General features: G+C 29.2%; 1 protein-coding gene. It reads right to left on the reverse strand.

The genetic code is table 11. The annotated features are described in order from the left end of the window. Positions 1-1,064 (reverse strand): Cj0814 family flagellar-dependent secreted protein (locus AVBRAN12640_RS09850; protein ID WP_336613007.1); only part of this gene is annotated, 1,064 nt, incomplete at its 3' end. Positions 1,065-1,077 lie beyond the last annotated feature (13 nt).

Consider the following 1,077-nt stretch of genomic DNA (forward strand, 5'->3'; position numbering starts at 1 on the left):
ATATCAAATAAACTTATATTTTTTTGGCTGTATTGTAAAGCCACTTGCAAAAACTCTTCAAATGTTTCATAACTATCTATATCTTTAGGAGCTTTTAGATTTTTACCACTTAGCATTTCATAAGCTAGTTTTTCATACCAATTTAGTATTTTTTTATATTCTTTTGCTAATTCTTCACTTCTTGCTCTTTTAAAATCTTGTGATAATCTATTTGCTTCATCAGCTAAATATTTTGGCATTTTTGAAATATCGCTTTGCGTTATTAAACCTTTTGCTACCATAGAATTAAGTGGTTTTGCGACATTTTGTGCGAATTCTTTATAATCTACAAATCTATCCCCGCCACTCATCTTGCCCCAATAAGTTCTCTCGCCTTCTACTAAAAAATGATTATTTCTTAATACGGCTATTAATATTCCACCACGACTTACATCTCCTTGATTGTTTTTATAATTATCGCCTTTAGCGTCCCATAAAATAGAATAACCTTGAGAAAAACTATCGCTATGCACGGGAAACATATCCATTTTGCCATCACCATCATAATGAAATAGTGTATCAGCACCCTTTATTCTTTGAAAATCTCGTGCATGAATATTCTTATCATTATAATCTTCAAAATCATATCTAGTTTGTAAAATCTTGCCTACACTAAAGGTACTATTATCTATCTCAAACCCACATGGCAAATTGTTAATATCTTCTTTACTAAAAAATTCTTTAGAGTTTAAAAAATCTTCACTTACAACTTGGCTTAAGACTTTATAAGCATTTCCAACGCTTTTTGCTATATCAATTTCCATGAATCTTTTACCTATTATATGAGCTTTATTGTTTTGTTCTACTAAAGATTTTAAACTATCGCTGTGGATTTTATAATTATCCGGAATACCTGCGGCTTTATTAAAATCACTTGTAAAAAAGCCATCTTTATCAACTCCGTATCCTAATACTTCACCTACCTTTTTATCATCTGCTTTATTGTCTACTTTTTTAATCTCGTTATTTGTTTCTTTTTTGCTTATATTAGTTATTTGATATGTTGAATAAGAATTTATTTTCATAATTATTCCTTTA

The sequence above is a fragment of the Campylobacter sp. RM12640 genome, assembly GCF_020137595.1.
Classification (GTDB): domain Bacteria; phylum Campylobacterota; class Campylobacteria; order Campylobacterales; family Campylobacteraceae; genus Campylobacter_E.